This is a genomic window from Chryseobacterium mulctrae (genome assembly GCF_006175945.1).
Lineage (GTDB): Bacteria > Bacteroidota > Bacteroidia > Flavobacteriales > Weeksellaceae > Chryseobacterium > Chryseobacterium mulctrae.
In genome coordinates, this window is sequence record NZ_VAJL01000001.1 from 4665263 (window position 1) to 4679529 (window position 14267).

Below are 14267 nucleotides of genomic sequence, written 5' to 3' on the forward strand. Positions count from 1 at the left end.
TCTGCTCTATTAGCCTCGGTCAAATTAATAATTATAATTCTTCACATTTTCTAAGAAACTGATTTCAGGATTCAGAATTTCATGTATTAAATTTTGAATAGAAATCATAGCATCATCAAGACTTCCTTGAGCAAATTCCAACGACACAACTCCTTTTTTAGCATCGGCAAAACTCCAGATTCCGGTTTCTACAGGAAATCCCCAAAACTCCGGTAAACTTTGAATTACATATTGATATAAACAAAGCTGCATCGCCTGTTTTCTGTCGCTGTTTTGGAAATAGTCTGACTTGTTTAATTCATCAATCTTTACGGTAAGATTTTTGGTTTTTGCAGTTTTATAATCGATAATTCTGATTGTCCCGTTTAGCCTGTCAATTCTGTCAATGAAACCAAAGAAAGAAACCTTGTCAGATTTGTCTTCATTCAGATAAAAATCTACGCCTTCAAATCTTCTTTCAATATCAATTATTTCTAAAGAATTACCCGCTTTTATCAATTCTAAATCGTGGTTCAGAATATTCTCAATTACTTTTTTTGCAATAGCTTTGTGGATGTAATTCATCCCTTTATTGTAAAATTCAGGCTGATGTTTTAGCTTTTCAATTGCAATATTTATAAATTCATCTATTCGTTTAATTGAATTCTGTAAATCATTTAATTTTAAAACTTTACCTTTCAACACTTCATAAACTTCTTGAAGCGTGTAGTGAACTAAATTCCCATAATTTCTAATCGATAATTCTTCTTCAATTTCATCGGCTTCAGAAGTATTTAAAATCTTTGAAAGATAAAAATCAATTGGATTATAGAGATAGCTTGTTAAGTGGGAAGCCGAAACTTTTTCTTTCCATTTTAAAAGCTGTTGCTGAACAATATCCGTTTTAAAAACTTCGATGGGTTGACTTAAAATTGGCTCTGAAGAATTCTCAACAATAACATGCTCGATGTGATGAGAACTTTCCATTTCGATCTGAGTAATAAATCGACTCTTTTCTCCCGTATTTACACCAGAACTTAAAGCATTGAAAAGCAAATGTACATTCTGCGCATCCTGAATTAAACGGTAAAAATGATAGGCATAAATACTGTCATTTTCAAGGAAAGTATGCAAGTCAAAATATCTTCTTATATCGAAAGGAATATAAGTGTTTTGCGAGTTTCCAAGCGGTAATTTACCTTCATTAACAGACAGAAGAATTACGTTTTCAAAATTTAATAGACGGGTTTCCAAAAGTCCCATTACCTGTAGTCCTTTCAATGGTTCACCCTGAAAATCTATGCTTTCTGAATTAATATGTTGGTTGATGAGAATCTCAAGTGTTTCTATATTAATTCTAAAACCATAAGGTGTAATCTGGTTTTTAATGATCCTGAATGCATTTTCAAAATGAGAAACGTTTTCATACTGAATATCATCCAGTTCAAGCCATTTAATCTTTTTACAAAATGCTATAAGATCATCTAAAAACTGATAGACTGAATTCGATTTTTGAAGAAGATTGAAATACGAAAGACTCCCCAAAAGCTCAGTCAAAAGCTTCTGAGAAATATATACGATGTTTCTTTCTTCAATTTTAGATTTAAAATCATTAATAATCTTTTCATCATCATCAGATTTTGGAAGCTCTTCAAGAATTGGATAAACATCACGATAATAATACGAAGATTTGCTCTTTTCAAGCTGTTTCTGGAGGTAAAAAAGTTGCTTTACAGCATTCGAAAAAGAAAGATTTTTCAGAGGAAAACCCATGGTTATATTAAGGTTTTCAACTTCATGCATCACATCCAGACTTGCAGGAAGAAGGTTTTCATCAAGTAAAACAACCGCAGTATTGGTGAAAGTTTTATTATTAATATTTTTAAATAACTCAGGTAAAATCTTGGTTTGCGTTACATTACCTGAAACTTCGTAGACTTTGATGTTTTTAGGCTGGTTAAAATCGTCCTCAATCCAGTTGAAAGTTCTGTTATCATCAAATTCTTTCCACATTTTATGATTTCTGAGGAACTTTCCGGCCTCTTGTCTTTCGTCATCAAAATAATATTTATCTCCCTGAAAAAAACACTGCGCTTTGTTCCATTGTAAAAGACCTCTCACCAGTTTTTCTTCAACCGGAGTGAATGCATTAAAGCCACAGAAAACAAAATTTTCGGTATTATTTTTTGCAAACTCTCCTATTTTTGCTTTGGCAGATTCGTGAATCATTCCCGGGGTTGCCCAGTTTTTTTCTCTTAATTTTTCCTTTAAAACAGGAAGAAAAACATTCATATTCCTCCAAAAATTCAGGAATTTTTTTCGTGGAACTTCATCGTCGTCACCTAAATCCTGCGCCCATTCTTTAATACGTTCTTCATCAAACATATATTGCAAAACGGCTTCATCAGAATCTGAAAATTTTAAAATATCGTCCCAATCTTTCTGAAGCGTAGGAAACCATTTTAAAAATTCAGAAAAATCGTCGTTTGGAATAAGATTTAAACCTTTATAAACATCAAATGCAAAAAGCCACAGAGAAATCCCCTGAATCGTCTGTTGATCTACAATATTGATGATCAATTCTTCAATCGTATAAAAATTGGGAAGAAATCCTGAGTAATTATTTTCTTCTAAAATCTGACGTATAAAAACAATGGGTCTTTTACCGGGAAGAACAATGTTAAATTGCGATAAATCAGTATTTTGAATTAATAATTCATCGATAATTTTGTTTAGAAATTTCAAATTTTCTGATAGTTTTTTAGTTTTTCGAGTTCTTCGCTAATTAAAATATTATATTCTGCCTGCTTTTCTTTATTCATTCCATGTTCGGTTACACGGTCGTAGTCAGCCTGAAAGCTTTTGTAATCGGAAGAGATTTTAGCGTAAATTGTTTTGAAAAACTTATTGTAATCTGCAGTAGTTTTTATTTTTTCTGAAACTTCCTTTCTAAGTTTTCTTGCGTGAATTTCAGCAATATCAAAGTGTTTCTGCTCATGAACCAATACATAATCGTTGATTCTTTTAACGTCTTTCCATGATTTGTTTTCATTAAAAACCGTTTGAATAGTGATTTTTACAGGAACTTTAGGATCGCTCGATGTAGTTGCTGAAAATTCCCAACCGCAATGAGTATAAGCTACAACCGTTGCCCCGCCCAAATTGTTAGTTTTGCTTTTAAAATTATCCCAAACCAATTTCTGATTTTCGCTCCAGACAATATTCTGAGCTGAGACAATGTTGAAAATCAATAAAAAAACGATTAAAAAAAACTTCATTATTCCACTACAATTGTTTTTGTAATCCAGTTGTTATTACCATTCCAAAATCTGAATGTGTAATTTCCTTTTTTTCTTGGACTAAAATTAATCTGATTTGCTGATTTATGATTTACCTGAGAGCACATTCCATTAGTAAGGTATTGATAAGCGGTAACATCTCTGTCAAATTCTCCAGTATGAACATAATCGTATCCATAAAATCCTCTACACGTTGATGCATATGTCGAATAGGTTCTGATGCTTTGAACTGAGAAAACGCTCATCGTATCACTAACAATTTTTACACTGTCAATCTTTACTTTATCTACAGATTCTATCGTTTGATAATCATCATCATCTTTACATGAAGTAAAAAAAACACCTAAAACTGCCGCAGCGAAACTTATTTTTAATAGAGATTTCATGATGTTGGATTTTGATCGTTTGGAAAGATAAATTTAGTGAAAATAAATACGAATTAACATATTTTAAGAATTAAAATTACCTTTTGAAAGATAAACAACCTTTTTAGTTTCAAAAAACTCTTCGTCGAAGTAATTTTTAAGACTGAAAAGCTCACATTTTAGACCGGCAAGTTCTTCAGCAAGATCTCCACCTTTTAGATATAAAACTCCGTTATGCTTTGCGTTTAATTGCTCTTTTTCAAATTTACCTTTCAGCCATCTTAAAAATTCAGGCATTTGAGTAACGGCACGACTTACCACGAAATGGAATTTTTCTTTTACTTTTTCTGCTCTTCCGTGAATCGCGGTAAGATTTGACAAACCTACCCCTTCTGCAACCGCATTCACCACCGTAATTTTTTTACCGATTGAATCAATTAAAGTAAACTGAGTTTCAGGAAACAAAATTGCCAAAGGAATTCCTGGAAAACCACCACCTGTTCCAACGTCTAAAACTTTTGTTCCGGGAGCGAATTCCATAATTTTTGCAATACCTAAAGAATGCAGAATATGCTTCTCATAAAGAGATTCCATGTCTTTTCTGGAAATGACGTTTATTTTTTCATTCCATTCTCCATACAGGCTTTCAAGCTTTGTAAACTGCTCGATTTGTTTTTCTGTAAGATCCGGAAAGTATTTTTGAATGATTGCTATCGACATAAAAGTAATTCTAAAGGGCAAAAATAAGTTTTATTAACAGTTTATTCAAATTAAGTTTTTATATATATTTGTTAAAAAGACAAAAAGAATACATGAATAAACTTTCAGACAGAGTAAACAGGTTAGGTTACTCGCAGACATTCGTCATGTCAAACAAAGCTAGAGAGATGAAAGCCAGCGGAATAGATGTAATTTCTTTAACATTAGGCGAACCGGATTTCGACGTTCCCGATAATATCAAAGAAGCTGCTTTTACAGCAATCAATGAAAATTACAGCCACTACTCTCCTGTTCCGGGATTTTTAGAACTTCGTCAGGCGATTTCTGAAAAATTAAAAAGAGACAATCAACTCGATTATAAACCGACACAAATCTGTGTTTCAAACGGAGCTAAACAAGCTATTATTAATGTTTTAGCAGCTATTATCAATGATGGAGATGAAGTAATCCTTCCTACCCCTTTTTGGGTAAGCTATGATGAAATGGTAAAAATGATGGGCGGAAATTCTGTAATGCTTCCAACTTCTTACGTTACTGATTTTAAAATCACTGCAGAACAGCTTGAAGAAGCAATTAACGAAAAAACAAAAGCTATTCTTTTCAGCTCGCCTTGCAATCCTTCAGGTGGATATTATACGTATGATGAGTTGAAATCTTTAGCGAAAGTGATTGCTAAATATCCTCATGTTACGGTAATTTCCGACGAAATTTACGAATACATCAATTACGAGACTAAAACGACATCTATCGCTCAGTTTCCTGAAGTGTATGAGCAAACCGCAGTGATCAACGGAATGTCTAAAGCTTTTGCAATGACAGGTTGGAGAATCGGTTATTCTGCTTGTCCGGAATGGTTGGCAAAAGCTTGTGAAAAAATTCAGGGACAAATGACGAGCGGAGCGAATACTGTTGCTCAGAGAGCTTCAATTGTTGCTTTAAAGACCGATCCTTCAGAATATAAATACATGATTGATGCATTTAAGCAAAGAAGAAATCTGGTATTTGATTTAATGAAAGAAATTCCCGGATTTAAATTGCTTTTACCAAAGGCTGCTTTTTATTTCTTCCCAGATATTTCTCATTACATCGGAAAAACGCTAGACGGAACTGAAATAAAAGATGCAGATGATTTTGCAATGTTTATTTTAGAAAATGCTCATGTAGGTTGTGTTGGCGGAGTTTCATTTGGAAGTCCGGAATGTATCAGATTTTCTTATGCAGCTTCTGAAGAAGATTTAAGAGAAGCGATGAGAAGAATAAAAGTATTATTAGAAAAATTTAATTAAAAACAACCATGAATTTATTTAAAAAATTAACGATTGTAACCAGTATTGCTGCGGCAAGTTTTTGTGGTTATGCTCAAGCTCAGGATTTTCAATGGAAAGAAGCCAAATCAAATGGATACACGTATAAATATGTAACCAACGATCCTACTTCTGCAAGATATTACAAACTTAAAAACGGACTTACCGTAATTTTAAGTGCAACCAATAAAGAACCGAGGATTCAGACTTATATTGCTACAAAAGCAGGTAGTAAAACCGATCCGGCAAGTCATACCGGTCTTGCGCATTATCTGGAACACATGCTCTTTAAAGGAACTGATAAGTTTGGATCGAAAGACTGGGCAAAAGAAAAACCTCTTTTAGATAAAGTTGATGCTCTTTACGAAAAGTACAACCAGACAAAAGATGAAGCCAAAAGAAAAGAAATTTATAAAGAAATAGATAAAGTTTCGGGAGAAGCTGCAAACTATGCCATTGCCAATGAATACGACAAAATGATGGCAGGAATGGGAGCAGATGGAACGAATGCATTTACATCTTTCGAACAGACCGTTTATGTAGAAGATATTCCTGCGAATGCAGTTGATAAATTTTTGGCAGTGCAGTCAGAACGTTTCAGGGCACCTGTTTTAAGGCTTTTCCATACAGAACTTGAGGCAGTTTACGAGGAGAAAAACAGAAGTTTAGATGACGATACCGACAAAGTTTATGATAAAATGTTTGAGACCTTGTTCCCGAATAACAACTATGGTAAGCAAACGACCATCGGAACGATCGAACATTTGAAAAACCCTTCTTTAAAAGCAATTAGAGAATATTACAACAATTATTACGTTCCCAATAATATGGGAGTGATCATGTCGGGAGATTTTAATCCGGATGAGATGATTGCTAAAATTGATAAGGCTTTTTCTTACATGAAGTCTAAAGCTATTCCAAGCTACGTTGTCGGACAAGAAAAGCCAATTGCATCACCCATTTTAAAAGAAGTTGTAGGTCCTAATCCTGAAAGTGTAATGATGGGATTCAGATTTCCCGGAGCGACGACCAAAGACGCTAGACTTTTAACTTTAGTAGGAAATATGCTGACCAATGGACAAGCCGGATTAATTGACCTGGATCTTGTAAAAAAACAAAAACTTTTGGCAGCTTATGCTTTTCCGTATGTTTTAAAAGATTATTCGGTATTGCTTTTACAAGGCAGACCAACTGAAGGTCAATCGTTGGACGAAGTGAAGAATCTTCTTCTTCAGGAAATTGAAAAACTTAGAAAAGGTGAATTTTCGGATGATCTAATTCAGTCTATCGTTAATAATGAGAAGAAAAACATCATTCAGAAAGATGAAAAATATTCTTCCAGAGCAAGTATTTTGATGGATGAATTTACTTCTGATATCGATCACAAAGCTTCATTAGAATATTTAGAAGAAATCTCTAAGCTGACGAAAAAAGAGATTATGGATTTTGCGTCTAAATATCTTCAGAATAACAATTATGTTGCGATCTATAAGAAAAAAGGCGAAGATAAAAGCATTGTAAAAGTAGATAAGCCAACCATCACACCGGTTTCGGTAAACAGAGAAGATCAGTCTCCGTTCTTGAAGAAAGTCGATGAGATGCCGGAAAATAACATTTTTCCGGTTTGGTTAAATTTCGAAAAAGACATTGAGAAGAGCAAAGTAAAAAGTGTAGATGTTCTTTCTGTAACAAACACAGATAATGATCTTTTCAGACTATACTATTACTTCGATTCAGGAAAATGGAACAACAAAATGCTTCCTTTGGCTGCAGAATATTTACAGTATTTAGGAACAAAGAATAAGTCTTCTGAAGCGATAAGTAAAGAGTTTTACAAACTGGCTTCAAGTTTTAACATAAGCGCCGGAAACGAAGAAACTTATGTAACACTGGAAGGTTTAAATGAAAATTTTGACAAAACTGCAGATTTATTTGAAGATTTAATTAAAAATTGTGTAGCAGACCAAAAAGCTTTAGATTCTTATAAAACAAGATTGAAAAAAGCGAGAGCCAATGCAAAACAGAATAAGGGAATAATTATGAGCGGGCTAAGAAGTTATGCTCAGTATGGTTCTCAAAACCCTTTCAATAATGTTCTAACTGATGCGGAATTAGATGCTTTAAAAGCGGAAGATTTGGTGAATATTCTTCATGATTTATTTAATTTTAAACATAAAATCCTTCACTACGGGCCAAAATCGGCACACGGAGTTTCATCTTCTTTAACTTTGATCCACAAAGTTCCGGCAACATTGAAAGAAATGCCGAAATCTAAAACTTTTACCCAGGTTTCGACTGATAAAAATAAAGTTTTGTTTGCCAATTATGATATGGTACAAGCTGAAGTTTTCTGGGTAAGGAATGCGGATAATTACAATCCAAACCTTAGTCCTACAATAAGCTTGTTTAATAATTATTTTGGAGGCGAAATGGGTTCTATCGTTTTCCAGACAATAAGAGAATCTAAAGCTTTGGCATATTCTACTTATGCATATTTTGGTCAGCCAAACAAAAAAGATGATAAAAATATGATTATGGCTTATGTAGGAACTCAGGCAGATAAACTGAATGAATCTACAACAGCAATGAACGAGCTTTTAACAACTCTTCCAAAATCTGAGCAGTTATTTGAAACTGCAAAAAGCGGATTAAGAAAAACAATTGCTGCAGAAAGAATTACCCAGGACGGAATTATTTTCTCTTATTTATCAGCTCAAAAATTAGGTCTTGATTATGACAGAAGGAAGAATGTTTATGAACAGTCTCCGAAACTAAGTTTGGCGGACATCAATACTTTCCATGATTCTGAAATGAAAGGGAAAAATTACACTTACTGTCTTGTCGCTGCACAAGATAAAGTGAAAGATGAAGATTTGCTGAAATTAGGCGAACTTAAAAAGTTAAGTCTTACAGAAATATTCGGTTATTAAAACTAGAAAGAGCTTCGAAAGAGGCTCTTTTTTTATTCAATCTAAAAAACACTATTATAGATTTTATTTATCAATAAGTATTTTTTCAATAGATAAAACTGTGTATATTTGCACTGTAAAATTAATCAAATAAAAAATTAGAAAATTATGTCTTTAGTAGGTAAAAAATTTCCAAACGTAACGATTGACGCAATGTCTGAAATGGGTGATGATCTTAGAATCAACATCTTTGAAGAAACTACAAGAAACCAACAAAAAGTGCTTTTATTCTGGTACCCAAAAGATTTTACTTTTGTTTGCCCTACTGAGCTTCACGCATTTCAAGAAGCTTTAGGTGAGTTTGAAAAAAGAAACACTAAAGTAATCGGTGCTTCTTGTGATACAAACGAAGTACACTTTGCTTGGTTGAACGTTTCAAAAGACAACGGTGGTATTGAAGGAGTTACTTATCCGCTTTTAGCTGATACTCACAGACAATTGGCAAATTTATTAGATATTGTAGATCAGGATCTTGAATTTGACGAAGAAGGAAATGAGTATTTCACAGGTTCAAACGTAACGTACAGAGCAACTTATTTGATCGACGAAACAGGAAAAGTATTCCACGAGTCGGTAAATGATATGCCTCTAGGAAGAAACGTAAAAGAATATTTAAGATTGATCGATGCTTATACTCACGTTCAGAAGCACGGTGAAGTTTGCCCTGCAAACTGGGAAGAAGGTAAAGATGCAATGAAAGCTGACAGAACTTCTACTGCTGAATATTTAGCTAAAAATTAATAAATTAAATTAATATAACAATGTAGCAAAATATAATGTACCAATATAGCAATGTAGCAGTTTACCAATATTTTGGATCTGTTAAGTTTAATTGTTACACGGGTAAATTATTAGATTGCTACATTGTTTTTTTTTCTAAAAAAATAAACAATGTATACAGAATTAACAGAAGATACGTTACAAAATATCGTTAACGAAAACGAAAAAGTAGTGGTACAATACGGCGCAACATGGTGCGGTAACTGCAGAATCATGAAGCCTAAATTCAAAAAACTGGCAGCAGAAAATGACGCAATTCCTTTTCTATATGTAGACGCTGAAAAATTACCTGAAAGCAGAAAATTAGCAAAAGTTGACAACTTACCTACTTTCGCAATTTTCAAAAATGGTGAATTGGTCAACCAAGTACAGTCTAACCAAGCTGAAAGTTTAATTAACTTATTTAATGAATTGTAATTATGAAATTACCAGTAATCAGACAGTTTTATCAAAACCAAACTCCGGAAAATTTAGAAAAAACTTTAGAGGTTTTAGAATCTTTCACTGAGTTTAGAGGAACTACAGAAGAAGACATGAATGTTGCAGGTGAATTGATTACCAATATTTGCGGCGCTTTGGAAGTTCATGCCAACGTACAAAACGGAATGAGTGAAAAAGATGCTTTAAACTCTTTTGCTCAAAAGGTTTTAGGATCAATTGATAAGTAATATTTAAACACTAATTCCACGAATGTTTTTTCACTAATTTGCACAAATATTTAATTTAAAAATTGTGTTATTTGTGAGTAAATTAGTGATATTTGTGTTTAAAAACACCAAAAATAAAATCCCGATGAAAAGACATCAGGATTTTTTGGGTTTATAAAAGTGAATTATAAAATTTTGATGAAACTCATAACTTATAATTCATCATTTTTCACTAAAATTAGCTTCTTCTGCTCATTAAAATTCTTAAGATATACCAGAATAATAGCATAATAGAGGCGAAAAGCTGTAAAGAAGCTCCAACGTACTGATCTGTTGTGTAAGAATCTTTCAGTTTACTTGTTTGATATAAAATTGTAATTGAAGCTAAGATCACCATTCCTACCGAGAACCAAAGTCCAAGATCAAAACCGAAAATCATTCCGGCAACAATTAATCCTAAAGCAATGAATCCTCCTATTGTAATAATATTTCTAAGGAATGAAAAATCTCTTTTAGAAGTAAAAGCTACCGCAGAAACTCCTGCAAACATAGCAATTGTAAGAGTTGCCGCCTGAAAAATTAATTGACCTGTATTGGGATAAGCCATCGCCATATACATCATCGGCAAAAAGATAATTGCCTGAAGCAAAGTATAAAGAGCAAGACCTAAATACTGAGTAGATCTGCTTTGAGCTAAAGACCATTTGTTTGCTAAAAAAGAAGCCAACCAAAATATCCCTAAAACCAAAAGCCAGCTATATTTCTGCCCAACCATCATATACACTATTTCGCCCGGAACAACGGCTAATAAAACAGTTTCAACAGCAATAAATGCAAGAATTGCAAAAGCAACATGCAAATAGGTTTTTTTGTAAAAACTAGCCTTTTCTACATCCGAAGAATGCGCGACTAAAACATCTGTCATCATAAGTTCTCTATTTATAATTTTAATTATTTCTAATTACTGTAATCCGGTTTTACACCAAGAATTTTACCGTCATTTTCAAAAATCACCGTAATCAAATCTCTCGGCGGATCATTTTTATCATCTGTATATTTATACTGAACCGAAGGATAAGTCTGATTATCGGGTAGCTTTTGATATCCTGATTGATAAACCTCAGTCTTTCTTTCAAAGCTTATTCCGCCGGAAAGCCTCTGAATCATATTTTCATCTACCAGACTCTTTACCTTTTCAGAAATCAGAGTTCCAACCGCTTGTTTATCTGCCGTTTTTAGAGCAGAAATAAATTTAGAGAATGACTGATTATACAATTCAATTTTATCTTTGGGAATAGAGGCCGAAATATCCATTGGTGGATTTTGAACTTCCATTTTTTTCACCTCTTGTGCGAAAGCTGATGAAACCGAAAACAGACACAGAGCAACGATTAATTTTTTCATTTTTATGAGATATTTAAATTTGGCTGACCTAATTTAAGCTAAATAAATTAAATAACCTCCAAAAACTTCATCGTATCTACATTATCTGCATAAGTATTCAATCCAGGATTTTGTGCTTCTCCGAATTGAATTGAATCAATTCCCAGCTCATTTTTAGCAACAACACACTGAATATTTTCTTCATTTTCAGCAATAAAATCTTTCACTTCATCCAAAGAAGAATATCTGCTGAAATTAATCACAGAAAGCGGACTGAATAATTGAGCGTCTTCTTTCAACATTACAAAATTATTATCCCAGAATTTGTCCTGATTTAAAAGATAAACCGCTCTATTGTAATCGTAATTATTGGCGTATTTGTTATGATTAATGATTTCTTTAAAGTCTAAGAAACTCTCAAACAATCTGTCGATTACAAAATCCTGCGGAATAAAAATTCGGGTCACATTTCTGCATCCTAAACCAAAATACTGGAAAATATCATGAGCCAAAAGTTTCAGTTCTTCTTCCGTCTCATCACCTTTTAAAACAGCAATCGAGGTTCTGTTTTTACGGATAATGCTTAGATGATTCTTAAAGTAATATTCCAGGTATCTTGCAGTATTATTGCTTCCTGTTGCAATTACAGCGTCAAAATTTTCTAATCTTTCTACAAATTCAAAATCAATTGTTTCCTCAGAAAATTCGTTCCATTTTTTAAGTAAAAAAGGAAGCATTGTTTTGTCTTTTGATGATAACTTGATCAAAGGAATGTGATTGCTTAAGATCACAGAGATCACATCATGTAATCCTACCAAAGGAATGTTTCCGGCAAGAATTAACCCTACTTTTTTTGAAGTTTTAGATGGTGAATAGTGTTGCAGCCATTCATTTATATTTTCTTCTGTCAGCAATTCAGACCATTGCTTCAAAGCATATTTCTGATTATCAGCCGTAAACCACGGATTTTCAATTTCTGATTTCTTCAATACTTGTTGAAATTCAACATCATTCTCATTATAATATTCAGAATTCTTTGCTAAAAACTCTTTTATATAAGCACTTAATTTATTTAGGCCTAAAACTCTACTTTCGATATTCATAATTACTGTAAAATTGGGGAATATTTTGTAATTTTGTGCAAATTTAAAAAAAATTAGCGATGGCTATTAAAATAACTGATGAATGCATTAATTGTGGGGCTTGCGAACCAGAATGTCCAAACAATGCAATATATGAAGGAGCGGTAGATTGGAAAGCATCCGAGGGTACTGAACTTTCAGGAACTGTAACTTTACCATCAGGTCTTACAGTTGACGCAGATGCACCACAGGAACCTGTGAGTGACGATGTTTATTTTATTGTAACAGATAAGTGTACAGAATGTAAAGGCTTCCATGAGGAGCCACAGTGTGCCGCGGTTTGCCCGGTAGATTGCTGTGTTCCTGATGAAGATCATGTAGAATCTGACGAAGCTTTGCTAAATAAAAAAGCTTTCTTACACGGTGAATAAAAACTACCGTCTCATAGATTATGAGACGGTTTTATTTTATATTTAAATTAAATCTCTTCAAATAGTAATAATGAAACCGCAAATTTTCTCTATCTTGAGTAAAATTTGCAAAAACAACAAGTAAAATTATGAGCAAAAAGCACAATTTCAGCGCAGGACCATGTATCTTACCTCAGGAAGTATTTGAAAAATCGGCAGAAGCTATTTTAGATTTCAACGGGATTGGTTTATCAATTCTTGAGATTTCGCACAGAAGTAAAGATTTTGTTGCAGTAATGGATGAAGCTCGTGCTATTGTAAAAAGACTGATGAATCTTGGTGATGATTATGAAGTTTTGTATTTGGGAGGCGGTGCAAGTCTTCAGTTTGCAATGGTGCCTTACAATTTAATGAAAGTAGGCGGAAAAGCTGCTTATCTTGATACAGGAACTTGGGCTGCAGGAGCTATAAAAGAGGCTAAAAAAGTAGGAAGTGTAGATATTGTAGGTTCTTCTAAAGAAGAAAACTACTCTTTCATTCCTAAAGATTATAAAATAGGTGCAGAATATGATTATTTCCACTGTACCTCAAACAATACAATCTACGGAACTCAAATGAAAACTTTCCCTGAAGTAGAGACTTTGATGGTTTGTGATATGAGTTCTGATATTTTCTCAAGACAATTAGATTTCTCTAAATTTGATTTAATCTACGCCGGAGCTCAGAAAAACATGGGACCTGCAGGTGTAACTTTAGTGGTTGTAAAAAAGGAAATTCTTGAAAAATCAGGAAGAGAAAATATGCCTTCTTATTTCGATTATTCTCAGCACATTGCAAAAGAATCAATGTACAATACTCCACCGGTTTTCCCTGTTTATGCATCTTTATTGACTTTACAATATTTAGAAAAAAACGGAGGAATTGCAGCGGCAGAAGCAAGAAATGAAGCGAAAGCTAAATTATTATACGACGAAATAGATTCAAATCCTTTATTTGAAACATTTTGTGTAAAAGAAGACCGTTCATTGATGAATGTTTCTTTTAAATTAACAGACGAAACCAAGAAAGAAGAATTTGATGCGGCATGGAAAGCTGCGGGAATCAATGGATTAAACGGACACAGAAGTTTGGGAGGTTACAGAGCAAGTATGTATAACGCATTGCCAATAGAAAGTGTACAGGTTTTGGTGGATCTAATGAAATCTATTAAGTAATTTTAGAATTAAAAAATTCAAAGATTAAAAGATTATTATCATTGTTAAAATTTTCTTAATTTGCGACCCGATTTTAATTTTTAAATATTTTATTTTTTAATCTTTAAGTCAAATT

At 33.2% G+C, this 14267-nt stretch carries 14 protein-coding genes; 7 read left to right on the forward strand and 7 right to left on the reverse strand.

The window, feature by feature from the left end:
• Positions 1–24: 24 nt before the first annotated feature.
• From FDY99_RS21825 to rsmG, 4 genes are all read right to left on the reverse strand, one after another.
• Positions 25–2724: a PD-(D/E)XK nuclease family protein gene (locus FDY99_RS21825; protein WP_139423708.1), complete on the reverse strand. Its 2700-nt coding sequence runs from the start codon at positions 2722–2724 to the stop codon at positions 25–27.
• Positions 2721–3257, reverse strand: coding sequence for a DUF922 domain-containing protein (locus FDY99_RS21830; RefSeq protein ID WP_139423709.1), 537 nt, complete (start codon positions 3255–3257; stop codon positions 2721–2723). The genes FDY99_RS21825 and FDY99_RS21830 overlap by 4 nt, the downstream gene beginning before the upstream one ends.
• Complete coding sequence (locus FDY99_RS21835; protein WP_074228945.1) at positions 3257–3664, reverse strand: hypothetical protein; 408 nt, start codon at positions 3662–3664, stop codon at positions 3257–3259. The genes FDY99_RS21830 and FDY99_RS21835 overlap by 1 nt, the downstream gene beginning before the upstream one ends.
• Before the next feature lie 63 nt (positions 3665–3727).
• Positions 3728–4363 (reverse strand): 16S rRNA (guanine(527)-N(7))-methyltransferase RsmG, encoded by a 636-nt coding sequence (rsmG, locus tag FDY99_RS21840; RefSeq protein WP_139423710.1) that lies wholly within the window; start codon positions 4361–4363, stop codon positions 3728–3730.
• Positions 4364–4455: 92 nt separating this feature from the next.
• Between rsmG and FDY99_RS21845 the strand changes: the two genes are divergently transcribed.
• The 5 genes from FDY99_RS21845 to FDY99_RS21865 all read left to right on the forward strand — a co-directional run bounded on the left by FDY99_RS21845 (position 4456) and on the right by FDY99_RS21865 (position 10084).
• A complete protein-coding gene (locus FDY99_RS21845; protein ID WP_139423711.1) occupies positions 4456–5649 on the forward strand; it encodes a pyridoxal phosphate-dependent aminotransferase in 1194 nt (397 codons plus the stop codon).
• 8 nt (positions 5650–5657) lie between these two features.
• Entirely contained in the window at positions 5658–8597 is a 2940-nt protein-coding gene (locus tag FDY99_RS21850) for a M16 family metallopeptidase (RefSeq protein WP_139423712.1), read from the forward strand.
• 147 nt (positions 8598–8744) lie between these two features.
• Positions 8745–9377, forward strand: a complete 633-nt coding sequence (locus tag FDY99_RS21855; protein WP_074228960.1) for a peroxiredoxin — start codon at positions 8745–8747, stop codon at positions 9375–9377.
• A 150-nt stretch (positions 9378–9527) separates the two neighbouring features.
• A complete protein-coding gene (locus FDY99_RS21860; protein WP_139423713.1) occupies positions 9528–9833 on the forward strand; it encodes a thioredoxin family protein in 306 nt (101 codons plus the stop codon).
• A 2-nt stretch (positions 9834–9835) separates the two neighbouring features.
• Entirely contained in the window at positions 9836–10084 is a 249-nt protein-coding gene (locus FDY99_RS21865; RefSeq protein WP_047481054.1) for a DUF6952 family protein, read from the forward strand.
• 217 nt (positions 10085–10301) lie between these two features.
• Here the strand turns inward: FDY99_RS21865 and FDY99_RS21870 are convergent, their stop codons facing one another.
• From FDY99_RS21870 to FDY99_RS21880, 3 genes are read right to left on the reverse strand one after another with little or no spacing between them, the layout of a single operon-like run.
• Positions 10302–10991, reverse strand: a complete 690-nt coding sequence (locus FDY99_RS21870; protein WP_139423714.1) for a Bax inhibitor-1/YccA family protein — start codon at positions 10989–10991, stop codon at positions 10302–10304.
• A 29-nt stretch (positions 10992–11020) separates the two neighbouring features.
• Positions 11021–11467: a peptidylprolyl isomerase gene (locus FDY99_RS21875; RefSeq protein WP_139423715.1), complete on the reverse strand. Its 447-nt coding sequence runs from the start codon at positions 11465–11467 to the stop codon at positions 11021–11023.
• Positions 11468–11514: 47 nt separating this feature from the next.
• Entirely contained in the window at positions 11515–12549 is a 1035-nt protein-coding gene (locus FDY99_RS21880; protein WP_139423716.1) for an acyl-CoA reductase, read from the reverse strand.
• 59 nt (positions 12550–12608) lie between these two features.
• On the opposite strand from FDY99_RS21880, the gene FDY99_RS21885 reads away from it, so the two are divergent.
• Both FDY99_RS21885 and serC read left to right on the forward strand, forming a co-directional pair.
• The gene (locus FDY99_RS21885; RefSeq protein ID WP_074228974.1) at positions 12609–12959 is read left to right on the forward strand and encodes a 4Fe-4S binding protein; all 351 of its coding nucleotides are present in this window, start codon (positions 12609–12611) and stop codon (positions 12957–12959) included.
• Between the two features lie 128 nt (positions 12960–13087).
• Entirely contained in the window at positions 13088–14152 is a 1065-nt protein-coding gene (gene serC, locus FDY99_RS21890) for a 3-phosphoserine/phosphohydroxythreonine transaminase (protein ID WP_139423717.1), read from the forward strand.
• The last annotated feature ends 115 nt before the right edge of the window (positions 14153–14267 follow it).